Origin of the sequence: Streptomyces sp. TRM70350, from assembly GCF_019219825.1 — a bacterium.
Taxonomy (GTDB): domain Bacteria; phylum Actinomycetota; class Actinomycetes; order Streptomycetales; family Streptomycetaceae; genus Streptomyces.
On sequence record NZ_JAHUXH010000021.1, the window covers coordinates 1 to 23,564 of the forward strand.

At 71.4% G+C, this 23,564-nt stretch carries 22 protein-coding genes; 12 read left to right on the forward strand and 10 right to left on the reverse strand.

Translation table 11 applies throughout. The features are described 5' to 3' along the window. Window positions 1-332 precede the first annotated feature (332 nt). Both sucC and sucD read left to right on the forward strand, forming a co-directional pair. Entirely contained in the window at window positions 333-1,514 is a 1,182-nt protein-coding gene (sucC, locus tag KWI83_RS26290) for an ADP-forming succinate--CoA ligase subunit beta (protein WP_218516859.1), read from the forward strand. A gap of 28 nt (window positions 1,515-1,542) precedes the next feature. Further along, a complete protein-coding gene (gene sucD / locus KWI83_RS26295; protein WP_218516860.1) occupies window positions 1,543-2,427 on the forward strand; it encodes a succinate--CoA ligase subunit alpha in 885 nt (294 codons plus the stop codon). A gap of 108 nt (window positions 2,428-2,535) precedes the next feature. Here the strand turns inward: sucD and KWI83_RS26300 are convergent, their stop codons facing one another. Then, on the reverse strand, window positions 2,536-3,657 hold the full coding sequence (locus KWI83_RS26300; protein WP_218516861.1) for a helix-turn-helix domain-containing protein: 1,122 nt from the start codon (window positions 3,655-3,657) through the stop codon (window positions 2,536-2,538). Window positions 3,658-3,753: 96 nt separating this feature from the next. Between KWI83_RS26300 and KWI83_RS26305 the strand changes: the two genes are divergently transcribed. Continuing rightward, window positions 3,754-5,562: a DUF6350 family protein gene (locus tag KWI83_RS26305; protein ID WP_256362837.1), complete on the forward strand. Its 1,809-nt coding sequence runs from the start codon at window positions 3,754-3,756 to the stop codon at window positions 5,560-5,562. A gap of 14 nt (window positions 5,563-5,576) precedes the next feature. On the opposite strand, the gene KWI83_RS26310 is transcribed toward KWI83_RS26305, so the two are convergent. Then, window positions 5,577-6,356 (reverse strand): hypothetical protein, encoded by a 780-nt coding sequence (locus KWI83_RS26310; protein ID WP_218516862.1) that lies wholly within the window; start codon window positions 6,354-6,356, stop codon window positions 5,577-5,579. Between the two features lie 312 nt (window positions 6,357-6,668). On the opposite strand from KWI83_RS26310, the gene purN reads away from it, so the two are divergent. Beyond that, window positions 6,669-7,307 carry a phosphoribosylglycinamide formyltransferase gene (gene purN, locus KWI83_RS26315; protein ID WP_218516863.1) on the forward strand — a complete coding sequence of 213 codons (639 nt, stop codon included), beginning with the start codon at window positions 6,669-6,671 and terminating at the stop codon, window positions 7,305-7,307. Then, the gene (gene purH / locus KWI83_RS26320) at window positions 7,304-8,869 is read left to right on the forward strand and encodes a bifunctional phosphoribosylaminoimidazolecarboxamide formyltransferase/IMP cyclohydrolase (protein ID WP_218516864.1); all 1,566 of its coding nucleotides are present in this window, start codon (window positions 7,304-7,306) and stop codon (window positions 8,867-8,869) included. The genes purN and purH overlap by 4 nt, the downstream gene beginning before the upstream one ends. An 80-nt stretch (window positions 8,870-8,949) precedes the next feature. Here the strand turns inward: purH and KWI83_RS26325 are convergent, their stop codons facing one another. The 6 genes from KWI83_RS26325 to KWI83_RS26350 form a co-directional block, all read right to left on the reverse strand. After that, entirely contained in the window at window positions 8,950-9,408 is a 459-nt protein-coding gene (locus tag KWI83_RS26325) for a hypothetical protein (RefSeq protein ID WP_218516865.1), read from the reverse strand. Between the two features lie 112 nt (window positions 9,409-9,520). Then, window positions 9,521-10,447 carry a hypothetical protein gene (locus KWI83_RS26330; RefSeq protein ID WP_218516866.1) on the reverse strand — a complete coding sequence of 309 codons (927 nt, stop codon included), beginning with the start codon at window positions 10,445-10,447 and terminating at the stop codon, window positions 9,521-9,523. 132 nt (window positions 10,448-10,579) lie between these two features. Further along, window positions 10,580-11,998: a serine/threonine-protein kinase gene (locus KWI83_RS26335; RefSeq protein ID WP_218516867.1), complete on the reverse strand. Its 1,419-nt coding sequence runs from the start codon at window positions 11,996-11,998 to the stop codon at window positions 10,580-10,582. Then, window positions 11,995-12,750: an FHA domain-containing protein gene (locus tag KWI83_RS26340; protein ID WP_218516868.1), complete on the reverse strand. Its 756-nt coding sequence runs from the start codon at window positions 12,748-12,750 to the stop codon at window positions 11,995-11,997. Before KWI83_RS26340 ends, KWI83_RS26335 begins: the two co-directional genes overlap by 4 nt. Before the next feature lie 193 nt (window positions 12,751-12,943). Then, window positions 12,944-13,510, reverse strand: coding sequence for a peptidoglycan-binding protein (locus tag KWI83_RS26345; protein ID WP_218516869.1), 567 nt, complete (start codon window positions 13,508-13,510; stop codon window positions 12,944-12,946). A gap of 90 nt (window positions 13,511-13,600) precedes the next feature. Beyond that, on the reverse strand, window positions 13,601-14,011 hold the full coding sequence (locus KWI83_RS26350) for an ATP-binding protein (RefSeq protein WP_218516870.1): 411 nt from the start codon (window positions 14,009-14,011) through the stop codon (window positions 13,601-13,603). A 213-nt stretch (window positions 14,012-14,224) separates the two neighbouring features. Between KWI83_RS26350 and KWI83_RS26355 the strand changes: the two genes are divergently transcribed. Together KWI83_RS26355 and KWI83_RS26360 are read left to right on the forward strand one after the other, a co-directional pair. Continuing rightward, the gene (locus KWI83_RS26355; protein WP_218516871.1) at window positions 14,225-15,079 is read left to right on the forward strand and encodes a helix-turn-helix transcriptional regulator; all 855 of its coding nucleotides are present in this window, start codon (window positions 14,225-14,227) and stop codon (window positions 15,077-15,079) included. After that, entirely contained in the window at window positions 15,057-15,260 is a 204-nt protein-coding gene (locus KWI83_RS26360; protein WP_218516872.1) for a DUF397 domain-containing protein, read from the forward strand. Before KWI83_RS26355 ends, KWI83_RS26360 begins: the two co-directional genes overlap by 23 nt. Before the next feature lie 54 nt (window positions 15,261-15,314). On the opposite strand, the gene KWI83_RS26365 is transcribed toward KWI83_RS26360, so the two are convergent. Continuing rightward, window positions 15,315-15,884 (reverse strand): hypothetical protein, encoded by a 570-nt coding sequence (locus KWI83_RS26365; protein ID WP_218516873.1) that lies wholly within the window; start codon window positions 15,882-15,884, stop codon window positions 15,315-15,317. A gap of 270 nt (window positions 15,885-16,154) precedes the next feature. On the opposite strand from KWI83_RS26365, the gene KWI83_RS26370 reads away from it, so the two are divergent. From KWI83_RS26370 to KWI83_RS26385, 4 genes are all read left to right on the forward strand, one after another. Continuing rightward, on the forward strand, window positions 16,155-17,009 hold the full coding sequence (locus KWI83_RS26370) for a bifunctional methylenetetrahydrofolate dehydrogenase/methenyltetrahydrofolate cyclohydrolase (RefSeq protein ID WP_218516874.1): 855 nt from the start codon (window positions 16,155-16,157) through the stop codon (window positions 17,007-17,009). Window positions 17,010-17,277: 268 nt separating this feature from the next. Further along, entirely contained in the window at window positions 17,278-17,745 is a 468-nt protein-coding gene (locus KWI83_RS26375; protein ID WP_308122189.1) for a DUF3017 domain-containing protein, read from the forward strand. 391 nt (window positions 17,746-18,136) lie between these two features. Then, window positions 18,137-19,336, forward strand: a complete 1,200-nt coding sequence (locus KWI83_RS26380) for an XRE family transcriptional regulator (RefSeq protein WP_218516876.1) — start codon at window positions 18,137-18,139, stop codon at window positions 19,334-19,336. Window positions 19,337-19,633: 297 nt separating this feature from the next. Beyond that, a complete protein-coding gene (locus tag KWI83_RS26385) occupies window positions 19,634-20,623 on the forward strand; it encodes a malate dehydrogenase (RefSeq protein WP_218516877.1) in 990 nt (329 codons plus the stop codon). A gap of 345 nt (window positions 20,624-20,968) precedes the next feature. On the opposite strand, the gene KWI83_RS26395 is transcribed toward KWI83_RS26385, so the two are convergent. Continuing rightward, window positions 20,969-21,850: a helix-turn-helix domain-containing GNAT family N-acetyltransferase gene (locus KWI83_RS26395; protein ID WP_218516879.1), complete on the reverse strand. Its 882-nt coding sequence runs from the start codon at window positions 21,848-21,850 to the stop codon at window positions 20,969-20,971. A 189-nt stretch (window positions 21,851-22,039) separates the two neighbouring features. Between KWI83_RS26395 and KWI83_RS26400 the strand changes: the two genes are divergently transcribed. Then, window positions 22,040-23,548 (forward strand): aldehyde dehydrogenase family protein, encoded by a 1,509-nt coding sequence (locus KWI83_RS26400; RefSeq protein WP_218516880.1) that lies wholly within the window; start codon window positions 22,040-22,042, stop codon window positions 23,546-23,548. Window positions 23,549-23,564 lie beyond the last annotated feature (16 nt).

Genomic DNA, 23,564 nt, shown 5'->3' on the forward strand with positions numbered 1-23,564 from the left:
CGGTCCCTCGCGCCCGTCACCGGCGTACTCCCCGCCCCGCCCCTTGCGCCGTGCGGCCCGCGCTCCCTGCCTGATCGCCGCCTGATCACCCCATTCCCTCACCAGCGGCACCCCGTGCCAGTGAGCCCGGCATCATGTGACAGGTATCACCGCTCACATGTGACCCGCGATTTAGAGGCCCCCCGCAAGCAGAGATAACCTGCGAGACGGACATGCCGCGCGCTCGGACACCGTGTGCGCTTCCCTTGTGACACATGCGGTCGTCACGTTGCCCTTCGCGGCACGCCCACGCATCCAACGAACCGCGAGATCACTGATAGGGACGGAAGCGCGTGGACCTGTTCGAGTACCAGGCGAGGGACCTCTTCGCCAAGCACGATGTACCGGTGCTGGCCGGTGAAGTCATCGACACGCCTGAGGCGGCGCGCGAGATCACCGAGCGGCTGGGCGGCAAGTCCGTCGTCAAGGCGCAGGTGAAGGTCGGTGGCCGCGGCAAGGCCGGAGGCGTGAAGCTGGCCGCCACCCCGGACGAGGCCGTCGCCCGTGCGACGGACATCCTCGGCATGGACATCAAGGGCCACACGGTCCACAAGGTCATGATCGCCGAGACCGCTCCGGAGATCATCGAGGAGTACTACGTCTCCTTCCTCCTCGACCGCGCCAACCGCACCTTCCTCTCCATCGCCTCCGTCGAGGGCGGCGTGGAGATCGAGGAGGTGGCGGCCACCCGCCCCGAGGCCGTCGCCAAGATCGCGATCGACCCCATCGACGGTGTGGACGAGGCCAAGGCCCGCGAGATCGTCGAGGCCGCCAAGTTCCCGGCCGAGGTCGCCGACAAGGTCGTGAACGTCCTCGTCAGGCTGTGGGACACCTTCATCAAGTCGGACGCCCTGCTCGTCGAGGTGAACCCGCTCGCGAAGGTCGCCTCCGGTGACGTCATCGCCCTCGACGGCAAGGTGTCGCTGGACGACAACGCCGAGTTCCGTCACCCCGAGTACGAGGAGCTCCACGACAAGGCCGCCGCCAACCCGCTCGAGGCGGCCGCCAAGGAGAAGAACCTCAACTACGTCAAGCTCGACGGCGAGGTCGGCATCATCGGCAACGGCGCGGGTCTCGTGATGAGCACCCTGGACGTCGTCGCGTACGCCGGTGAGAAGCACGGCAACGTCAAGCCCGCCAACTTCCTGGACATCGGCGGCGGCGCCTCCGCCCAGGTGATGGCGAACGGACTGGAGATCATCCTCGGCGACCCGGACGTGAAGTCCGTGTTCGTCAACGTCTTCGGTGGCATCACCGCCTGTGACGAGGTCGCCAACGGCATCATCCAGGCCCTGAAGCTGCTGGAGGACCGCGGCGAGGAGGTCACCAAGCCGCTGGTCGTCCGTCTCGACGGCAACAACGCCGAGCTGGGCCGCCAGATCCTCACTGACGCCAACCACCCGCTGGTCCAGCGCGTCGACACCATGGACGGTGCGGCCGACAAGGCCGCCGAGCTCGCCGCAGCCGCCAAGTAAGCACCTAGGACGAGGACATCCACACACCATGGCTATCTGGCTCAACAAGGACAGCAAGGTCATCGTCCAGGGCATGACCGGCGCCACCGGCATGAAGCACACCAAGCTCATGCTCGGCGACGGCACGCACGTCGTGGGCGGCGTGAACCCGCGCAAGGCGGGTCAGACCGTGGACTTCGACGGCACCGAGGTACCCGTCTTCGGCACCGTCAAGGAGGCCATCGAGAAGACCGGCGCCAACGTCTCCGTCATCTTCGTGCCGGAGAAGTTCACCAAGGACGCGGTCGTCGAGGCCATCGACGCCGAGATCCCGCTCGCCGTCGTCATCACCGAGGGCATCGCCGTGCACGACACGGCCGCCTTCTGGGCGTACGCCGGCAAGAAGCGCAACAAGACCCGCATCATCGGCCCGAACTGCCCCGGCATCATCACCCCGGGCCAGTCCAACGTCGGCATCATCCCGGGCGACATCACCAAGCCGGGCCGCATCGGCCTGGTCTCGAAGTCCGGCACGCTGACGTACCAGATGATGTACGAGCTCCGCGACATCGGCTTCTCGACCGCCGTCGGCATCGGTGGCGACCCGATCATCGGCACCACCCACATCGACGCCCTCGCCGCCTTCCAGGACGACCCCGAGACCGACCTGATCGTCATGATCGGCGAGATCGGCGGCGACGCCGAGGAGCGGGCCGCGGCCTTCATCAAGGAGAACGTGACCAAGCCGGTCGTCGGCTACGTCGCGGGCTTCACCGCCCCCGAGGGCAAGACCATGGGCCACGCGGGTGCCATCGTCTCCGGTTCGTCGGGCACGGCCCAGGCGAAGAAGGAGGCCCTGGAGGCCGCGGGCGTCAAGGTCGGCAAGACCCCGACCGAGACCGCGAAGCTGGCCCGCGAGATCCTCGCCGGCTGACGCAGCGCACAGCGGAGCACAGCGGAACACCACAGAACACAGGCAGAACACAGCCGAACGCAGCGGAAGGGCCCGCACCCCGGCAGGGGAGCGGGTCCTTCCGTATGCTCACCGCGCCTCCGGCACCAACCGCTCCGGCCCACTCACGATCGCCTGCCGCAGCTTCTGCCGCAGCTCCAGCTGCTCGTACGACAGCGGGCCCGGCGCCGCCCGCGGGGGCACGCCCCGCACGGTCTCCCCGGCGGGCACCGGCGGCTCGTACTGCGTCGGAGCCGTCCGCAGGGTCAGTGCCGTCGCGCCGATCAGCGTGACGGTGAAGGCGATGGCGGCCCGGGTCCAGAACTGGGCCCGGCGTTCGCTGCCGCGGCGGACCGCGATGGGGCTCGCCGCGCGCAGCCGCTCCGTGGACGCCAGTTCGGTGAGCCGCCGCTGCAGCTCCGCCGGGTCGGCGAGGTCGGGCAGGCGGGATGCGACGGCCTGGCGCGCGTGCATCAGCCGGTTCGCCGTCGCCGGAGTGCTCGCCTCCGTCTCCGCCGCGGTCTCGGGCAGGCCCAGGCCCACACCGTCGTAGAGGAGGAGGGTACGGCGGTACGGCGGCGGCAGTGTCAGGATGGCGTTCAGCAGCGCGCGCTCGCGCTGGTCGGCCGGTGGGGCCTCCGGGTGGCGGTAGCGGCGGCGGAAGCGGTGCCAGGGGGAGAGCGCGTACTCGTACGCCGCCGCCCGCACCCAGCCCGCCGGGTCCCGGTCGAGGGCCACTTCGGGCCAGCGCTGCCAGGCGAGTTGGAAGGCCCGCTCGACCGATTCGCGGGCCAGCTCACGCCGCCCGGTGAGCACATACGTCTGCCGGACGAGGGCGGGCGCGCAGAACGCGTAGAGCGCGTCGAAGGCCTGATCGGGCGTCAGCGGTTCGAGGGCCGATCCGGGTGACGGTTCGGCAGACGCTGCGGGTGACAGTCCGGCAGACGCTGCGGGTGACGGCCCGGGGTCGGATGCGGGCTCTTCGGCTCGTACGGCGGTGGCGGCGGCCTCGGTCGCGAGGGAGGCCAGCAGTTTCGCGTACGCCTCCGCCTCTCGGCCGTGGGGCGTCGTGCGACCGGACTCCCACGCCCGCACCGTCCCCTTGGAGACGCCCACCCGGGATGCGACCTGAGCCTGTGTCAGGGAACCGGCTTCGCGCAGACGTCGCCGCTCCTTGGGCGGGGGAAGCGGAGTTGCAGGGCTCTCTGTCACAGGTCACCCCTTTGAACGAAAAAGCACATAAGCACATATTGAGCGACACATCGGCGGTTCGCCTGTTACGCCGGGAAAGCGCGTGTCGTTGGGAGCATGGCCGTCGTGATCCTGATGACCGACCGCCGATCGCCGTTGTCTCCCCGGCTCACGCGGGTGCGCCGCCGATCGCCCGGACTGGCCACCAGCCTTCTGGGCGGCGTGGTGGCGGCCGGGCTGGGGCTGGGCTCGTTCGCCGTGCTGGTGATGATGCTGTGGATCAGCTCGCCCTATCCCGACAGCGGGCCGGGCGGCGCGCTGCACGTGGCCGCGGCGCTGTGGCTGCTGGCGCACGGCGCTGACCTCATCCGCACCGACACCCTCTCCGGCTCCCCCGCCCCCGTGGGCCTCACCCCCATGCTGCTGCTCCTCCTGCCGGTGTGGCTGCTGCACCGGGCGGCCCGGGACGCGGTGGACGGGGCCTACGAGAGTGACGAACCGGCGCCCTTGGTGGCTGGGCGGACGGCGTGGGCGGGGGTGGTGCTCGGCTATCTCGCCATCGGCGGCGCGGTAGCGGCGTATACGGCGGGGGGCATGCTGCGGCCGGACTGGGAGCGGACGGCGGTATGCCTGCCGCTCGTCGCCGTCGGCGCGGCCGGGACCGGGGTGTGGACGGCGTACGGGCGTCCTCGCCGACCGGTGGACAGCGTGCTGAACCTGCTGGGGCCGCTGCGGCGGGCCCTGGTCGGCGCGGAGACCCGGGAGCGGCTCGGCGTCTCGGCGCGGGCGGCGACGGCCGGGGCCGCGGTGCTGGTCGGGGGCGGAGCCCTACTGGTGGCGGCGTCGCTGGTGTGGCACGGACCGGCCGCTCGGGTGACGTTCGCACAGCTGACCGAGGGTTGGTCGGGGCGGTTCGCGGTGCTGCTGCTGTGCCTGGCGCTGGTGCCGAACGCGGCGGTGTGGGGCGCGGCGTACGCCCTCGGGCCCGGTTTCACGCTGAGCGCCGGACATGTCACGTGCCCGCTGTCCTCCGACCCCACCCCTCTCCTCCCGCCGATTCCGCTGCTGGCGGCGGTGCCGGGGGCGGGGGGCGGTACGCCGCTGAACTGGGCGGCCGGCGCGGTGCCCGTGGTGGCCGGGGTGACGGTGGGGTGGTTCACGGCTCGGGCTGCGGCGGGCACCCGGGATGGTGCTGAGCCCTGGTCGCTGGGGCGGACCGCTGGGTACGCCGGGGTGGCGGCGGTGCTGTGCGGGGCCTGGCTCGCGTTGCTGGCGGGTTTGGCGGGCGGGCCGCTGGGGGTGGACGCGCTGGCCCGGTTCGGGCCGGTGTGGTGGCAGGTGGCGTTGGCGACGGTGGGGTGGATGGCGATGGTGGGGGTGCCCGTGGCTTTGGCGGTGCGGTGGTGGGGGTGCCGGGGGACGGTCGGAGAAGGCGAGACGGAAGGGTCGGCCAAGGGGAAGCCGGTGGCGGAGGGCAAGGGGGGAGCGGTGCCGGACACGAAAACGGACGCCGGCACGGGACCGCAGGGCACCGGAGCCGACCCGGCGCAGGGCCCCGCATCACCGGAGCCGACCCACGACCCGGAAATCCCCGACCTCGCGGACGACACCCTCGACACCTACGACGCCCACGACTCGTACGACACCTACGAGCCCTACGAACCCCTCCCGCTCAGCCCCCCACCCCCCTGGCCCCACGACGACGCCGCCCGCGAGGCCCGCTGGGCGGCGTTGCGCGAAGCCTCCGCGAAGGCGGAGGCGGAGGCGATGGACCCGCCAGACCCGCCAGCCCCGCCAGACCCGACGAAGCACACGGAGCCGACGAAGCACACGGAGCCGATGAAGCAGATGGAGCCGACGGAGTCGACGGAACTCAAGAAGCCGGACCCGCCCACCGAAGGCCCCTCAGCGCCCGGCGCCCCCTGAGCCGTACTAGGCGACTAGGCGTTCTCCCCCAGAACATCCCGCAACTGCTCCGGCAGCAGCTCGCTGCACGCCTGGCGGGCCTGGTTCGTGAGGGCGTCATTGGTGCACGTGTAGTAGTCGCGGTACACCAGCTGCGCCGCGAACGACGCGCCGACGAGCGCGATCGCCAGCGACGCCGTGACCAGACCGCTCACCGCCGCCGCGGCCTGCGGGCGGGCCGGTGTCGCGTCGGCCGGAGTGTCCGGCGACGGGGTGCGCGGCTTGGTGCGCAGGGCGCTGATGCCCCAGTACAGCGCCAGCGCACCCAGCAGCAGCGCCACGTACGTCCAGCCGAACAGCGCGAAGAAGAAGGCCCACATGCCCGCCAGCAGCGCATAGCGGGCCCGGCGCTGTGCCGGGTCCGTGGGGTCCCAGCGCATGCCCGGCGCCGGACCGCCCGGTCGCTCGGGGCCGCCGCCGGGCCGGTCGCCGAAGCCGCCGCCGGAGGAGCGGCCGGGCTGCCGGTCGCTCCACTGACTGCCCCACACGGGGCGCCCGCCGTCTCCCTGAGCGCCGTCCGAGCCTCCGGAGTCCCCGCCACTGTCGCCCGAGGGCCGCCGCGGCTGCCACGGCCGGTCCGGCGTGCCCTCCGGCGGGGGAGCGAAGGGGTTGTCGTCCTGCCGGTCGCCGTTGGCGTCGCCCGACGGTGCGTCGGCCGGTGAGGCGGGGCGCTCCCGCAGCAGCACGCCACTGCGCTCCCTCCCCTGTACCGACTGCGGGGGGAACGTGAGGAGTCGCAGACTGCGGTCCGGCATCAAGAGAGCGTCTTCCCCTTATGGATCTGGATGGATCCGATGGATCTGGCTTCTACGGATCTGGCTTCTACGGATCTTGCTGGCCGATGCTTGTGCATCTCGCCGGTTACTGGTGAACGCGCGGTGCCCGGACCGCGTTCCCGAACCGGCTCCTCCCAGACGCTACCTTCCGGCCACGCCCCCGTCCCATGGGGGCCGCCCGGTGTGCCGGTATCGTTGCTGACGGTCGGCTGCTTCGTAGGCTTCCCCGTATCAGGGGGCGCGAAGCATTCGTACGACCCTACAAAACGTCTTCCGAGAAAGGGCCCCACCGTGGCCGCCAAGCCCGTGGCCAAGCGCGCCAAGCGCCTCGTCGTGCTGGTCTCCGGATCCGGCACCAACCTGCAGGCGCTGCTGGACGCCATCGAGACCACCGGGCCCGAGGAGTACGGCGCCGAGATCGTCGCCGTCGGCGCCGACCGCGACGGCATCGAGGGCCTCGCGCGGGCCGAGCGCGCCGGGCTGCCCACCTTCGTACGGAAGGTGAAGGACTACCCGACCCGGGAGGCGTGGGACGCCGCCCTCGCCGACGCCGTCGCCGCGTACGAGCCCGATCTCGTCGTCTCCGCCGGGTTCATGAAGATCGTGGGCAAGGAGTTCCTGGCCCGTTACGGCGGGCGGTTCATCAACACCCACCCCGCCCTCCTCCCCAGTTTTCCCGGCGCCCACGGCGTCCGTGACGCGCTCGCGTACGGCGCCAAGGTGACCGGCTGCACCGTCCACTTCGTCGACGACGGCGTCGACACCGGGCCGATCATCGCTCAGGGCGTGGTGGAGGTCCGGGACGAGGACGACGAGAGCGCGCTGCACGAGCGCATCAAGGAAGTCGAGCGAAGGCTGCTCGTCGATGTCGTGGGGCGGCTCGCCCGCAACGGCTATCGCATTGAGGGACGAAAGGTAGTTATCCAGTGACCGCCACCGCCGAGAGCAACAAGCGGGCCATCCGTCGCGCGCTCGTCAGCGTCTACGACAAGACCGGGCTGGAGGAGCTGGCCCGTGGCCTGCACGAGGCGGGCGTGGAACTCGTCTCCACCGGCTCCACCGCCGCCCGTATCGCCGCCGTCGGCGTCCCCGTCACCAAGGTCGAGGAGCTCACCGGCTTCCCCGAGTGCCTGGACGGCCGGGTGAAGACCCTGCACCCGAAGGTCCACGCGGGCATCCTCGCCGACCTGCGGCTCGACAGCCACCGGCAGCAGCTCGGCGAGCTGGGCGTGGCGCCGTTCGACCTCGTCGTCGTCAACCTCTACCCGTTCCAGGAGACCGTCGCCTCCGGCGCCTCGCCCGACGAGTGCGTCGAGCAGATCGACATCGGCGGCCCGTCGATGGTCCGCGCCGCCGCCAAGAACCACCCCTCGGTCGCCGTGGTCACCAGCCCGCAGCGGTACGCCGACGTCCTCGCCGCCGTGCGCGGCGGCGGCTTCGACCTCGCCGCCCGCAAGCGGCTGGCCGCCGAGGCGTTCCGGCACACGGCCGAGTACGACGTGGCGGTGGCCGGCTGGTTCGCGGGCGAGTACGTCGGTGACGGTGCGGAGTTCCCGGAGTTCATCGGGGTGACGTACCAGCGCAAGCAGGTGCTGCGCTACGGCGAGAACCCGCACCAGCCCGCCGCCCTCTACACCGGCGGCTGCGGTGGTCTGGCCGAGGCCGAGCAGCTGCACGGCAAGGAGATGTCGTACAACAACTACACGGACACGGACGCCGCCCGCCGTGCCGCCTACGACCACGACGAGCCGTGCGTCGCGATCATCAAGCACGCCAACCCCTGCGGCATCGCGATCGGCGCGGACGTCGCCGAGGCCCACCGCAAGGCGCACGCCTGCGACCCGCTGTCGGCGTTCGGCGGTGTCATCGCCGTCAACCGGCCCGTCAGCAAGGAGATGGCCGAGCAGGTCGCCGAGATCTTCACCGAGGTCGTCGTCGCGCCCGACTACGAGGAGGGCGCGCTCGAAGCGCTCACCAAGAAGAAGAACATCCGCGTACTGCGCTGCCCGCAGGCACCGGAGCCCTCGGCGGAGTTCAAGCCGATCGACGGCGGCGGCCTCGCCCAGATCACGGACGTCTTCCAGGCCGAGGGCGACGACCCCGCCAACTGGACGCTGGCGACCGGTGAGGCGCTGAGCCCCGAGGAGCTCAAGGAGCTGGCGTTCGCCTGGAGGGCGTGCCGGGCCGTGAAGTCCAACGCCATCCTGCTCGCCAAGGACGGCGCCTCGGTCGGCGTGGGCATGGGGCAGGTCAACCGGGTCGACTCGGCGAAGCTGGCGGTGGAGCGGGCCGGTGCCGAGCGGGCGCAGGGTTCCTACGCGGCCTCCGACGCCTTCTTCCCCTTCCCCGACGGGCTGGAGATCCTCACCGACGCGGGCGTCAAGGCCGTGGTGCAGCCGGGCGGTTCGGTCCGTGACGAGCAGGTCGTGGAGGCGGCGCGCAAGGCGGGCGTGACGATGTACTTCACGGGGACGCGGCACTTCTTCCACTGACGTGGAACCTGCCTCGACCTTCCCTTCCCCGTCCTGCCGCTGTGCCGAGGATGCCGCCCTCGGCACAGCGGCAGGTGGGCTCAGGTGAGCAGGTTGGAGCAGCTGTTCACCCAGCGGTGGGAGGAGATCCGGTTGTCGACGGGGTCGTCGTTGGTGAAGTAGTTGTCGCTCAGCTTGTCCGCGAAGAGCTCGTCCGGCGCCAGGCAGGCGTAACCGCCGCCGTAGCCGGGCAGCCGGTAGAAGGCGACGATGTCGAAGTCACCGACGTAACCGCTGTTCATGACGGACGAGGCCCGGTTGTCGTCGTTCCCCTGGAAGGGTCCGCTGCTGTTGCCCCAGTCCGAGTCCCAGGACTGGGTACCGCCGAGGTAGATGCCGGAGCAGTCGTTCAGCTGCCAGGCGCGGACCATGCCGTCACGGTTGTTGTTGCCGGGCCACTTGGAGTTGCAGATCGGGCCCGCGTGGGCCGTGGTCGCGGTGGCGGAGACGCCGAGCACCGCCAGTCCGAGGGCGGCGAGCGCCGCTGCTGTTTTACGCATGGTGTCCTCCTGTGTGGGATGAGGTCGCCTCGGTCGAGGCATGCCGATCCGCGGCCCGCTGCCGCGGAAGCCTGTGGGGAATGGGGTGCTGCGGTACGGCTCGGCCGGGCCGTCAGGTTCGGGGGCCGACGATCCGCTCCGCCCGGTCCAGGGCGTCCCGCTGGATCCGGGCGATTGTGTCGAGCGCGTCGCCGTACTCGCCGTGCTCGTCGAGCAACCCGGCGAGGTGGTGGGCCTGCCGCTCCTCCGCGACCGACCTGAGGGAGACCTGCCGGGCGCAGGTGGCGTCCGCGACGGCGGTCGTCCGTTCCACCTCGAACGCCTCGGCGTCCGGCAGCCGCCCGGATCGCCGCTGGACCGCCTCCCGGGCCAGGCCCGGATCCGTGTAGGGGTGGCCCGAGCGCTTCATGCACCGTGCCCAGCGCTCGACTGCCGCCGTGAACCGAGGGTCGTCCATGACCTCTGCCTCGGCGAGGGCACGGACACCGCTCGCCGTCTTGTCGGCGCCGAACCACGTTTCGAGGTCGCCGTACAGTTGCTGTTCGGCCTCACCGACACAGCCGCCGACGCGTTTGCTGATCCTGCCGCTGCCCGGCACCTCGGCCGAGACCGTCGGTCCGCTCGCGCCGCCGTTGAGAGCGGTGTCGTAGGCCCTGCCCTCCTTGTCGGACAGCGACGCGCGATGGGCGATGTTGGGGTTGTCGCGCCGGGCCCGGTTTCCCTTGTCCGCGATGCGGCTGCCGTATCCGTGTTCCCGGGCCCAGGCGATGTCGTCCTGGACATAGCCAACCGGGCGCAGCTCCTCCAGGGTCATCGGCCGGTGCTCGTGATAGGTGAAGCCCTGGCGTGTCATGCAGCGCTTGACCAGGAGCTGTTCGGCGTCCTTCAGCCGCACCTCCTGCGCGTGCGTCAGCGATCGCGGAGCCTCCCGCTGCCGGGTCGCGGCGGCCGCGGTGTCGTCGGTGTCCGGCGTGCACCCGGTCAGGGCCGTCGAGACGACGACCGCGACCGCGCACGCGGCAACGTATGCACGCTTCATTCCGCGTCCCCCTGCTGCGTCCTGGTGCTGGGCCGCCGTCCGGCGGCACCCCCTCACCATGGCTTCCGGCGCGGGGCCGCGGAACCTCGAACGTCCGAGGACGGCCCGGACCAGGGATCGCCGGGGGAGTGCTCAGCAGTTCTCCGCCCACATGTGGGACAGCGGGCGCACTCCTGCCGGTAGATCGCGTTTCGTGCCGACCTCCACGCAGCCCTCGCGGGCCCGCAGAGCGCGCTGTCCGTAGTAGACGACGTCCACGAACTGCTCGCCCGCGTCGGTGTCGAGCCCGTTGTTGAAGACCGACCGGGCGTCCGCGCGGCCCGCCCAGTCGCAACTGTTCTCCCCCTGGATCCAGTCGACGTCGTCACCCCACCAGTCGCACATGTCGCCCTGCCCGGCCGGTTCGGTGAAGAAACAGATGTGGCCCGGCGGGCAGCGGTCGTACCCGGTCGCCGTCGCCGAGACGCCGGTGGTGGTGGGTGAGGCGTCGGCGGCGGTCTCCGCCTGCAGCCCGGGCCCCGGTGACCCGCCGTCGCCCACCAGGGCCCTGACGCCGAGGGTGAGGGCCGTGAGCAGCACCGTCGCCGTGGTGGTGGCCAGCATGAGGCGGCCCCGTGGGCGGGAGCGGAGCCGCGGCAGGCGGGGGGAGCGGGCGGTGCCCGCCGCCTGGGCCACGCGGCGCAGCAGGGCGGCCGTGTCGTGGGCGGCGCGTTCTTCGTGGGTACGGGCGAGGCAGTCGGCGATGATCTGCCGCCAGGCGGGCGGGAGTTCGGCGCTCAGACGCAGCTCCTCGGCGCCGCGCGCATGGCGCACCGCCGCGTCCCGGCGGGCGGCCGGGGTGGCGCCGGGCAGGGGGTGCGTGCCCGCGAGGGCGAGGTGGGCCAGGATGCCGAAGGCCCAGATGTCCGCGGTGGGGCGGATCTGGAAGCCACGGGGGCTGATCTCCGGCCAGAGGAGTTCGGGCGGGGTGTAGTCGGGGGTGGCGAAGGCGGCGGCGTAGGCGTGGGTGCCGTCGAGTTCGGCGGCGGTGTTGAAGTCGGCGAGACGTATGGTGCCGTCGTCCATGAGGAGGACGTTGGCGGGTTTGAGGTCGCCGTGCACCCAACCGGCCCGGTGCAGCTGGTCCAGGCCCTCGCAGACCTGGACGAGCAGCGCGGACACGGCGCCGGTCGCCGGGCGCAGCGACAGCAGCGTGTCCAGCGAGCCCTGCGCCCGCTCCAGTACGAGGACGGTGGCGCCGTCGAGTTCGGGGTGCCCGGGGTCGTCGACGGTGAGGGCCTCGTACATGCGGACGAGGCGTGGTGCGCGCAGGCGCTTGAGCAGTTCCACCTCCCGTTCGGCCAGGTCCCGCAGGTGGGCGAGCTGTCGGGGGGTGTGGGTGCCGGTGGGCAGGAACTTCAGGGCCACCCGCCGCGGTGGCGCGCCGTTCCCCGAGGCGGCACGGGCCGCGTAGACGGTGCCGAAGGCGCCCGAGGCGATCGGCTCGCGGACCTCCCAGCGGCCGACGCGGTAGCCGGCCGGCACCTGGACGGCGTGCGGTCGGCCGGTCAAGACGTCACCCCGCTCGGGGTGGCGAGAACGACCAGGTCGTCCTCCCGTACGAGGTCGAAGCGGAGCGCGAGTGAGACCAGTAACTCCTTCTTGCCGTTGAGACGGGGCCCCGAGTCGGTCGTGGTGTCCGGGTCGGGCTTCAGCCGCAGCTTGACCGCCAGGTAGTCGATGTTCCACTGCACGGTCGCCCTGTTCGCCGCGGGCCAGGTGGCGCGCAGACGCTCCACCAACGCGTCGGCGGTGGGCGGCGGGGCGTGCGGCGCGCCGCGCAGACGGGGTTCGCACAGGGCGGTCAGCACGGCGAAGTAGCGTTTCGTGCGGTCCAGGGAGAACGCCGGTGCCGTGGTCGTACCGGTCGGTTCGCCGTCACCGGACCGGCCGCTGGTGTCCAGGATGTCGTGGCGTGGGGCCCAGACGTCGAAGCCGAGGAGGTCGCCCGCGGCGGGCAGCACCACGCGGGAGAACTCGAAGGGGACCGGGGCGTCCAGCCGCCCCGGCGCCACCTTGATGTGCTCGCCCGCACCCTCCGGGTTCTCCACGACGTACGTCTGGCGGGCGCTGAGGTTGCTGAGCATCCAGAAGGCGCCCTGCGCGGTGATCACACCGGCGGCGCGGGACACTCCTTCGTGGGCGATCGTCAGACCGACGCCGCCCGGCACGCTCCTTCCGAACACGAGCCTTTCACCGGGTGCGAGCCTGCTGTGGTCCGCGGTGCCGCGCGCGTCCGGCGGCACGACGATGATGCTGTGCATGGAGTCCCCCTCTCCGCGCCGGAGCCGTCCCGGACCGTTCCGAGCGGCCCCGAATTTTCCGGACGACGGTCAGGGTAAGTGGGCGGGCGGCCGGAAGCTCCGCCTTTGCGCGGCGCGTCGGCCATGGCGATGGCCCCGGCTTCCGGAGGCGGAAGCCGGGGCCATGAACGGCGGCGCGTGTTCTGCCGGGGAATCAGTCGCAGCTGTTGTAGCCGTAGGCCGCGTACACTGCGCTGCCGGTGTCGCGGTCGCCGGTGCTGTAGATGATGTACCTGCCGTTGGTGGCGCGGAGCAGGTCGATGTCGTGTTGCGCGCCGTCGTACCTGACCCTGAGGTACTCGCCCGAGGCCGTGCTGCCCGAGACGTACCGCAGCTTGCTGTCGGCGCGGCCGAACGTCTGGGGACCGACCAGGCCGTCGGCCGACAGGCCCCAGCGCGCCTGCAGGTTCCTGGTCGCGTGGGTCGTGTTGGGCCCGAAGTGGCCGTCGACGTCCGAGAAGTCGTACGCGGAGCCGTTCGACTCGGTGGCCCCCTCGGCCCAGAGGATCTGCTGCCACAGGCAGGTCGCGTTCGACGAGGAGTACGACGAGCTGGACAGGGTGCCCTCGTCGCCGAAGTCGTCCGTGTAGGTGCCTGCACCGTTGACATAGCCACTGGACGCGGAGGCCGAGGCGGGCGAGGCGCCCACGGCCAGCGCGCCGACGGCGAGCGCGGCGACGGCGGCGGCTCCCAGGCGGGTGCGTGTCGTGCGGAGGCTCATTGACGTTCCTTCCCCGTTGGTTTGGTGCTGTGTGGCGTTTCGCCATGGTCATGCTGGCGACGGCGGAAGACCGGGGGTACCTCGTACCTTTCAGGTGGACGGGACGGAGCCGCCCGTGCTTCCGAGGGCCGCGTCCTCGTACAGTTCGCACCACACCGTTTTGCCGACGGGGGACAGCCACACCCCCCAGCGCCGTGCGACCGCGTCGAGCAGCAGCAGGCCGCGGCCGGTCTCGTCGGTCTCGTCCGGCGTGCGGGCGACCAGCCATGCGCGGGCGTCGGGGTCCGTGACCTCCAGGCGGATACGTCCGTCCGGCGCGTGGTACAGACGCACGGTCACCGGAGTGCCCTCGCCCAGGTGCCGGATCACGTTGGTCAGCAACTCGCTGACGCACAACTGCACTTCGGGACAGGGCGCGCGGAGATGGTCACGAACCGCCCGACGGGCCTCGGGGACGGCCTTGGGAAGCGCGAGCAGTTCCAGGACGAGCGGTTCGGTCACTGGTCGGCCGCCTTGTTCAGGGAGTACGCGGCTGCGAAGGTCGGCGGGTCGATGCGGCCGTTCGCCTTGAGGTCGTCGTGGGGGTGCATGAGGCGTACGCCTTTCCGGTCCTGTGCGTTCTGTGACGAATCACTCACAGCGTGGCGTCGAGCGGCGTACCGTGAAAGGGGTTTCGGCTGCGCACGGGCAAGTAAGAAACGGCGGTGGTGAGTTGTGCCCGCGAAGAAGGACCCTGACGCGTCGGTGAGCGTTCCCTGCTTCTTTGGCGCCGAGTTGCGCTACAGGAGGGAGCAAGCGGGCCTGACGCTGGAGCAGTTGGTGGAGGGGAGCTTCCGGGGGATCTCGTTCCTCAGCCAGATCGAGCGAGGCGAGCGGGGGATGCCGATCGACTTCGCCAAGCATGTGGACGAGCGGCTGGGGACGGACAGGTTCTTCCAACGGCGGTGTGAAGACGCGGCCAAGGCGCGGCGGGTGGGGCATCCGCTGTACTTCCAGGACGTGCCGGACCTGGAGAAGCAGGCGCAGACGTTGGAGGAGTGGCAGCCCAATGTCATTCCGGGCCTGCTTCAGACCGCGGCCTACACGCGGGGGGTTGTCACCTACGAAGCGCCGGAGACGCCGCCGGAGGTGGTCGAGGAGCGTGTCCGAGCACGGTTGGCGCGTGCGGAGTTGTGGAAACGCGAGGACCGGCCCACCTACTGGGGGATCCTGCGCGAGTCGGTCATCCGGAGAACGCCGCTTCCACCAGCTGTGATGGCCGAGCAGTTGGAGCACGTCCTCGATGTGATCCGGTCCACGCGGAGCGTTCTCCAGATCGTTCCGGAAACAACGCCCTGGCACCCTCTCGCACACGGGATGGCCAAGATCATGACCTTCGCTGACGCCCCGCCGCTGGTCTGGGCGGACACAAACTACGACGGGCGCATCATCGACTTTCCGGCCCTCGTGAACCGGCACCGGCGGGACTACGATCTGCTCAGGGCCGTCGCACTTCCGCCCGACGCGTCCCTTGCCCTGATCGAAAAAGCAGCGAGGACCCACAGACATGAAGCGCAGCAAGGGGATTGACTACCGTCTCGTCGCTTGGCGTAAGAGCAGCTACAGCGATGGGCAGGGCGCCGACTGCGTCGAAGTAGCCGACAATCTCCCCGGCGTCACCCCCGTCCGCGACTCCAAGAACCCCGAAGGCCCCGCCCTCGTCTTCCCGGCCCCCGCCTGGGCGGCCTTCGTCACCGCCCTGAAGGCGTAGGGCCGCGCACCTCCCGTTGAGGAGGCCGCGGCCCTTACTCGGTGTTCGGGTGGCTCAGTAGCGCGGGCGCTTGAACCACGCGGATCCGTTGGCGTTGCCGACGAACACGGCCACCAGGATGGCGAGCACGGTGTGGACGAGGCCCACCAGGATGAACGGGTAGATGCCGAGGATCGCGGTGATGATGCCGAAGACGAGGATCGTGATGCGGATGCCGTTGCCGCCGGTGTTGAACTTCAGCGCCAGCACCATCGCGAACACACCCCAAGCCAGGGCGAACACCGCCATGCCCCACAGCATGCCGGTGGAGTAGTCGGCGAGCTGCTGGAAGGCGGCGTCCTCCTGGAGCGTCTCGTCGCTCTTCGCGGCCTCGACGGTCGCGGCACTGAACGCGAACAGGGCCACACCGAGGAACTGCAGGCCGACGATGACCCACAGCAGTACGCGGGCCGTGCTCACCGAGCCCGGCATGGACGTCGGCGCCGGGGCGCCGGTGTACGCGCCGACCGGCGGGGCGGCGGGGTAGCCGTAGCCCGGGGCCTGGGGCTGCTGCTGGGGATAGCCGTATCCCTGCTGCTGGCCCTGCGGGGGGCCGTAGGGGTTGTTCGGTTCGCCGAAACTCATGGCGGTGTTCCTCCGTTTTGCCTGGTGTGCGGGGACGACGCGGCGTGATCGGAGGAAGGTTGCTACAGATGCGGTTCGTCCCCCCGGTACAGCCCGCGGCACTGTGGCGTCAATCGTTCTTCAGGCATGGGTTGCTTGTCCAGCCGCATTCCCCAGGTGTTGTGCAAGTGCAACATCACCGATCATGAAGGGATCATGGGGACATACGGCGGGACGGCCCCGGAGCACCCGGATTGGAACCCGGGCCCGGTCATCCGGGAGGATGGGGCCATGACCGCCCAGATTCTCGATGGCAAGGCCACCGCAGCCGCGATCAAGTCCGATCTGACCGCCCGCGTGGCGGCGCTGAAGGAGAAGGGCGTCACGCCCGGCCTCGGCACGATCCTGGTCGGGGACGACCCCGGCAGCCAGAAGTACGTCGCCGGCAAGCACCGCGACTGCGCGCAGGTCGGCATCGCCTCCATCCAGCGTGAGCTGCCGGGTACGGCGACGCAGGAGGAGATCGAGGCGGTCGTACGGGAACTCAACGAGGACCCGGCGTGCACCGGTTACATCGTGCAACTGCCGCTCCCCAAGGGCATCGACGAGAACCGCGTCCTCGAACTGATGGACCCGGACAAGGACGCGGACGGGCTGCACCCGATGAACCTGGGCCGCCTGGTCCTGAACGAGCCCGCGCCGCTGCCCTGCACCCCCAACGGCGTGCTCACGCTGCTGCGCCGCTACGGCGTGGAGATCAAGGGGGCGGAGGTCGTGGTCGTCGGGCGGGGTGTGACGATCGGGCGGCCGATGCCGCTGCTGCTCACCCGGCGCAGCGAGAACGCGACGGTGACGCAGTGCCACACCGGTACGCGGGACCTGTCGGCGCACCTCAGGCGTGCGGACATCGTCATCGCGGCCGCCGGGTCCGCCCACCTGGTCCGGCCCGAGGACGTCAAGCCGGGAGCCGCCGTCCTCGACGTCGGCGTCTCGCGCAGCGCCGAGGGCAAGATCGTGGGCGACGTCCACCCGGACGTGGCGAAGGTCGCCGGGTGGATCTCCCCGAACCCCGGCGGCGTCGGGCCCATGACCCGGGCCCAGCTGCTGGTCAACGTGGTCGAGGCGGCGGAGCGCAGTGTCGGCTGAGTCGGCGGAGTCACCTGAGGAGAACGGGGGCGCCGAGCGGAACGGCGCCCCCGCACAGAACGGGGCTGCCGCCAAGAATGGCGTATCGCCGAGCGGCGGGGCACAGACGGCGGACGGTGCATCGCCGAACGGCCGGGCGCGCGCTGCGGGCGGCGAGGCCCCGAACGGCCGGGCCTACGCTGCGGGCGGCGAGGGTCCGAGCGGCTCCGTGCCCGCGTCGGACGGTGTGTCGCCGAACGGCTCCGCGACCCCCGCGCACGGCGCGTCCGTGAACGGTGCTCTCGACGACGCCGAGCTTGTCGTGCGGGACGCGATCAGTGTCGTGGACGAGGACGGGACGCCCCGGCGGACCACCCGCCGCTTCCCCCTGTTCACGAAGGACACCGCGCGGCCCGAGGGTGGCGGCCGGGCGGCGCCCGGGGACGCGCCCGCGCCCGCGCGGCAGTGGCCGATGCTCGCCGTGCTCGCGCTGGTCGGCCTCGGCCTGCTGCTGACGGCGTTCGACGCGTTCCGGATCGGCACGATGCTGATCGGCGCGGCGCTGGTCGGCGGCGCCGTACTGCGCTGGCTGCTGCCCGGCGTCGGCATGCTCGCCGTGCGTTCCCGCTTCACGGACATCGCCACCTACGGCGTCCTCGGCCTGGCGATCGTCCTGCTGGCGCTGATGGCCCAGCCGAACCCCTGGCTGGAGCTCCCGTTCCTGAAGGACACCCTGCACTTCACCGTCAGCAGTTAGCAGGCCGGGCGCTCCCACGAAACGGCGGCCCGTCCCCTCCCCCGAGCAAGGACGGGCCGCCGCCGCACCCAAACTCCCGCACGTCGAACAACCTGTTCAACGGCTGTCCGTACGCTGTGGCACGGAAGTGACCGTTCCGCTGCGGAGTCCGCGCTCCGCCACCGTCGAGGACCGGTTGCGCCTGGGTGCGATGCGCGCCCCTGAGACGTCCGAGGCCGTCGGTGTGTTCCCGTTGTGTCGATGTATTGACAGCTTCGGGAATGCCGGACTGGGCACTGCACAGCGGGGCTAATCTGCCCAATCGGGACGTCCCGGGAACTGAGATCTGACGGGGTGCATCCCAGTCGACGGGGGAACAAGCAGCACGTACAGGGGGAAAAGGGGGGAAGCGATGCCTCGTTGGAAGGCCTTGCCGGATGAACTCGATCCGCAGATAGAGGAGTTCGTCGGCCAGCTGCGGCGGCTCGTGGACCGCAGCGGCCTGAGTATCTCCGCGCTGTCCGACCGCACGGGCTACAGCAAGACGTCCTGGGAGCGTTACCTGAACGGGCGGCTGCTCGCACCGAAGGGCGCGATCGTCGCGCTGGCCGAGGTCACCGGCACCAACCCGATCCATCTGACCACCATGTGGGAGCTCGCCGAACGGGCCTGGAGCCGCTCGGAGATGCGCCACGACAGGACCATGGAGGCGATCCGGATATCGCAGGCGCGCGCGGCGCTCGGCGAGTTCGGCGCGCCCCCGGCGAACACCAAGGGCAAGACGGCCCGCAGGGGCGGCAGCGCGACGGCCATGCCGGGCATCGCGGGCCCGGCGGGCGTGGCCCCGACGGTGCCGCCCCAGCCGACGGCACCGGACGCGAACGCCCGGGAGGCCGAGGCACGGCCGACGGTCAACTCGTGGGGGCTCGCGGGGTACACCGGGCCGTCCCGGGCGAGCGGCCGTCGTGGCGCCGGTACGGGGGTGAATCCGGCGTCGGCCGGACGGGCGCCGGGCGCCGGAGTGCCGACCCCCACCCCGCCGCCGGGCGCCGGAGTGCCCACGCCGTCCCCGCGCCCGCCGGGCGCCGGAGTGCCGACCCCGCCAGGCGCCCCTTCCGGCGGCGCGTCCGGCAAGAAGCGGCTCGCGCTGTTCGCCGCCGGTGCCGTCGCCGTGGCCGTCGCGGCCGGTGCCGCGTACCACCTCACCGGCGGCGACCGGAACGACACCGCGAGCGCCGCCCCGTCCCCGTCCGTCAGCATCGACGCCAACCTGCCACCCGGCGTCAAGTGCAGCGGCGACACCTGCACCGGCAAGGACGCGGAGACCATGGGATGCAGCGGCGACCTCGTCACCACCGCCAGGACGGCGACCGTCGGCACCACCGTCGTCGAGGTCCGTTACAGCGAGACCTGCGGCGCGGCGTGGGGCCGTATCACCCAGGCCGCCGAGGGCGACGAGGTCCAGGTGACCGTGGGCACGACCAAGGAGAACGGCTCCATCACAGCCGTCGGTGACACCATCGCGTACACCCCGATGATCGCCGTGAAGGACGCGGGCGAGGCCACGGCGTGCGCCACGCTGGCGTCGGGGGAGCGGGGCTGCACACAGTAGAAGCGCGGCAGAAAGGCGTCGGCGGTGCGCATGCCGTTCCGCGATCCCGGGAACGCGCACAGTACCCCCACGGGAGTCCGGCAACGGTACCCCTACCCGGCGGTCGTCCCGTCTCTCCTCTCCCGGACGGGCGGCCGCCGCCTTTCGTGGGTTCTGTGGGGTGGGCCACATCAACCCGCACGTCCGGGATCCCGGATGCGCGATAGCCTGACCGCTGGATCTCTCTTGACGCCAAGAGATCGATCAAAAAAGCCGGGGCAGGGACGCCCCACCGCCAGCTGTCATACGGAGAACGCCATGACCCGCACTCCCGTGAACGTCACCGTCACCGGCGCGGCCGGCCAGATCGGTTACGCCCTGCTCTTCCGCATCGCCTCCGGCCAGCTGCTCGGCGCGGACGTGCCGGTCAGGCTCCGCCTCCTGGAGATCACCCCGGCGCTGAAGGCCGCCGAGGGCACCGCGATGGAGCTGGACGACTGCGCGTTCCCGCTGCTCCAGGGCATCGACATCACCGACGACCCGAACGTCGCCTTCGACGGCGCCAACGTCGCCCTCCTCGTCGGCGCCCGCCCGCGCACCAAGGGCATGGAGCGCGGTGACCTGCTGGAGGCCAACGGCGGCATCTTCAAGCCGCAGGGCCAGGCCATCAACGCGCACGCCGCGGACGACATCAAGGTCCTCGTCGTCGGCAACCCGGCCAACACCAACGCGCTGATCGCACAGGCCGCCGCCCCGGACGTACCGGCCGAGCGCTTCACCGCGATGACCCGGCTGGACCACAACCGCGCGCTGACCCAGCTGTCGAAGAAGACGGGCACGCCGGTCTCCGAGATCAAGAAGCTGACGATCTGGGGCAACCACTCCGCCACCCAGTACCCGGACATCTTCCACGCCACCGTCGCGGGCAAGAACGCCGCCGAGGTCGTGAACGACGAGAAGTGGCTGGCCGAGGACTTCATCCCGACCGTTGCCAAGCGCGGCGCCGCCATCATCGAGGCCCGCGGCGCCTCGTCGGCCGCGTCCGCCGCCAACGCCGCCATCGACCACATCCACTCCTGGGTCAACGGCACGCCCGAGGGCGACTGGGTCTCCATGGGCATCCCGTCCGACGGCTCCTACGGCGTCCCGGAGGGCCTGATCTCCTCCTTCCCGGTCACCTGCGAGGACGGCAAGTACGAGATCGTCCAGGGCCTGGAGATCAACGACTTCTCCCGCGCCCGCATCGACGCCTCCGTCAAGGAGCTGGAGGAGGAGCGCGAGGCGGTCCGCGGCCTCGGCCTCATCTGACCCCGGCGACACCCGCCGCACGACCCCCGGCCCGCCACCACGGGCCGGGGGTCGTCGTCGTTTTCCCTGGGCACATTGCTTCTGCTACGACGCTCGGAAGCTCCTCAACCCGCCCCGGCCTGGAGCGGGCCGTCGCCCTGGTCGAGCAGGCCGCCGCGGCCACCGACACGGATGTGCGCGCCCGCTGGGTGCGCGAGCGGCTGGACGCCGTCGGGTACGAGGGTCCCGCCGACTCCGTCGCGGCGATCAAGCACCTGCGCTAGGCGGCCCCCGGCCTCAGCCTTCTGAGCGCCGTCCAGCCGGCCAAGTCGGCGGCGGCGCAGGGCGCTCAGCCGACCGGACAGGTCAGCGCAGCCGCTTCTCGAACCAGTGCCCGGCGTAGATGTGCTCGGCGTACGCCGGGATCTCCGTGTAGCCGGCCGCCCGGTACATCGTCTGCGCCTCGGTGAGCACGGCGTGCGTGTCCAGTCGTACGACGTCGAAGCCGCGCTCGATCGCCGCGCGCTCCAGCGCCGCTAGGATCCGGCGGGCCAGCCCCAGCCGCCGGGCGTCCGGGTGGACCCACACGTGCTTGATCTCGCCCACGCCCGGTTCGAGAGGGCGCAGCCCGCCGCAGCCGACGGGACGTTCGTCCTCGTACGCCACGAAGAAGGCACCCGAGTCGCCGGACACCTCTTCCGGGCGTACGAGATCGGCGGGATCGAAGCCTTCGGGGAAGCGTTCGTCCAGCTCGGCGGCGTAGGCGGCGAGGGTGGCGCGGGCGTCCGGGGAGGCGCCGTCGACGCGTTCGACGGTGATGCCGGCCAGGCGCAGCAGGCGCTCGGTGGTGGTCATGGCCTCGGTGAGCCGGGCGCGCTGGGCCGGGGTGAGACCGTCGAGCAGGCCGGTCACCAGGGCGTCGGCCCGGCGGTTCTGTTCGTTGACCTCGACGCGTCCGGCCGGGGTGAGTTCGATCATGCGCAGCCGGTTGTCGCCGGGGTGGACGCTCAGCCGGACCATGCCCTGTGCCTCCAGGGCCTTGGCCATCCGGCTCAGATAGCCCGCGTCCAGGCCGAGCCGGGCGCGCAGCTCACGCAGCGAGGCGCCGTCGCCGATCTCGAAGAGCAGGCGGGCCTCGCCGAGGGGGCGGTTCTGGCCCAGGTAGTGGTCGTCGAGGGCGCCGATGCGGCGGGTGAAGTAGCGGTTGAAGCGGCGGAAAGCCGCGACGTGCTCGGATACTGCCTCCATATTTCTTTGACTTTAGTCAAAGGACACCGATCCGCCCATAGGGGCGAGGGAAGCGAGGGTTTTTCTAGGTATTTGTCCGAATTCTCAGTGAGGCAGCACACTTTCAGCCACCGATTCCGCATGCCTGAAAGGGGTACGGGCAGGCGCTCACGGTCCCCCCTGAACAGGAACGGAAGGCAAGAACCGAGCATGTCGGACAGAGACACGATCCACGTGGCAGGGGAGTGGCGGCCCGCCGTCTCCGGTGCCACGCGCGAGATCCTCGACCCCGCGGACGCCCTGCCGTTCGCCGTGGTCGCCGAGGGGGACGAGAAGGACACGGACCTGGCCGTCGCCGCCGCCCACCGCGCCTTCGACGGCGGGCAGGGCCAGTGGCCCCGCACCCCCGTCGCCGAGCGCGCCGCCCTGCTGCGCCGCGTCGCCGACCTGCTGGTCCGCGACCGCGAGGAACTCGGCCTGCTGGAGAGCCGGGACGCCGGCAAGACCGCCGAGGAGGGCCGCGTCGACATCGACTGCGTGGCCGACGCCTTCCGTTACTTCGCCGACCTGGTGGCCGGGGAAGGGGCCGGCCGGGTCGTCGACGCGGGCTCGCCCGACATCCACAGCGTCGTCGTGCACGAACCGGTCGGCGTCTGCGCGCTGATCACACCGTGGAACTACCCCCTGCTCCAGGCCAGCTGGAAGATCGCGCCCGCGCTCGCGGCCGGGAACACCTTCGTGGTCAAGCCGAGCGAGATCACGCCGATGACCACCATCGCCCTGATCGACCTGCTCGCCGAGGCCGGGCTGCCCGCCGGAGTCGCGAACATCGTCACCGGCCCCGGCCACACGGTCGGCGCCCGCCTCGCCGAGCACCCGGACGTCGACCTGGTCTCCTTCACCGGTGGCCTGGTCAGCGGCACGAAGGTGGCCGCGGCCGCCGCCCCGACCGTCAAGAAGGTCGCCCTCGAACTCGGCGGCAAGAACCCCAACGTCGTCTTCGCCGACGCCTGCGCCACCGACGAGGCCTTCGACACCGCCGTCGACCAGGCCCTCAACGCCGCCTTCATCCACAGCGGCCAGGTCTGCTCCGCGGGCGCGCGCCTCATCGTCGAGGAGTCGGTCAGGGAGCGGTTCGTCGCCGAACTCGCGCGCCGGGCCGGTCGTATCCGCCTCGGGCGCGGGACGGCGGACGGCGTCGAGTGCGGCCCCCTCGTCTCCGAGCAGCAGCGCGCCAAGGTGGAGTCGTACGTCGCCTCCGCGCTGGCCGAGGGCGCGGTGCTGCGCTGCGGCGGCAAGCGTCCGGAGCCCACCGATTCCCGGCCCGCCACCGGCTACTTCTACGAGCCGACGGTGCTCGACCAGTGCCACCGCGAGATGAAGGTCGTACGCGAAGAGGTCTTCGGGCCGGTCCTGACGGTGGAGACCTTCCGCACCGAGGACGAGGCCGTGGCGCTCGCCAACGACACCGAGTACGGGCTGGCCGGTGCCGTCTGGACCGCCGACGCCGGGCGGGCCCGCCGGGTCGCGGGACGGCTCCGCCACGGCACCGTCTGGATCAACGACTTCCACCCCTACCTCCCGCAGGCGGAGTGGGGCGGCTTCGGCAAGAGCGGCGTCGGCCGCGAACTCGGCCCGGCCGGGCTCGCCGAGTACCGCGAAACCAAGCACGTCTACCAGAACCTCGCGCCGAAGCCGGTGCGCTGGTTCGCGGGCTGAGGTCCCGACAGCCCGC

Bases quoted from the DNA above. Each gene is read 5' to 3' on its own strand.
- sucD (WP_218516860.1), top strand. From the start codon at position 1,543: ATGGCTATCTGGCTCAACAAGGACAGCAAGGTCATCGTCCAGGGCATG.
- KWI83_RS26305 (WP_256362837.1), top strand. From the start codon at position 3,754: ATGGCCGTCGTGATCCTGATGACCGACCGCCGATCGCCGTTGTCTCCC.
- KWI83_RS26310 (WP_218516862.1), bottom strand. From the start codon at position 6,356: ATGCCGGACCGCAGTCTGCGACTCCTCACGTTCCCCCCGCAGTCGGTA.
- KWI83_RS26325 (WP_218516865.1), bottom strand. From the start codon at position 9,408: ATGCGTAAAACAGCAGCGGCGCTCGCCGCCCTCGGACTGGCGGTGCTC.
- KWI83_RS26330 (WP_218516866.1), bottom strand. From the start codon at position 10,447: ATGAAGCGTGCATACGTTGCCGCGTGCGCGGTCGCGGTCGTCGTCTCG.
- KWI83_RS26340 (WP_218516868.1), bottom strand. From the start codon at position 12,750: ATGCACAGCATCATCGTCGTGCCGCCGGACGCGCGCGGCACCGCGGAC.
- KWI83_RS26345 (WP_218516869.1), bottom strand. From the start codon at position 13,510: ATGAGCCTCCGCACGACACGCACCCGCCTGGGAGCCGCCGCCGTCGCC.
- KWI83_RS26360 (WP_218516872.1), top strand. From the start codon at position 15,057: ATGAAGCGCAGCAAGGGGATTGACTACCGTCTCGTCGCTTGGCGTAAG.
- KWI83_RS26365 (WP_218516873.1), bottom strand. From the start codon at position 15,884: ATGAGTTTCGGCGAACCGAACAACCCCTACGGCCCCCCGCAGGGCCAG.
- KWI83_RS26370 (WP_218516874.1), top strand. From the start codon at position 16,155: ATGACCGCCCAGATTCTCGATGGCAAGGCCACCGCAGCCGCGATCAAG.
- KWI83_RS26380 (WP_218516876.1), top strand. From the start codon at position 18,137: ATGCCTCGTTGGAAGGCCTTGCCGGATGAACTCGATCCGCAGATAGAG.
- KWI83_RS26385 (WP_218516877.1), top strand. From the start codon at position 19,634: ATGACCCGCACTCCCGTGAACGTCACCGTCACCGGCGCGGCCGGCCAG.
- KWI83_RS26395 (WP_218516879.1), bottom strand. From the start codon at position 21,850: ATGGAGGCAGTATCCGAGCACGTCGCGGCTTTCCGCCGCTTCAACCGC.
- KWI83_RS26400 (WP_218516880.1), top strand. From the start codon at position 22,040: ATGTCGGACAGAGACACGATCCACGTGGCAGGGGAGTGGCGGCCCGCC.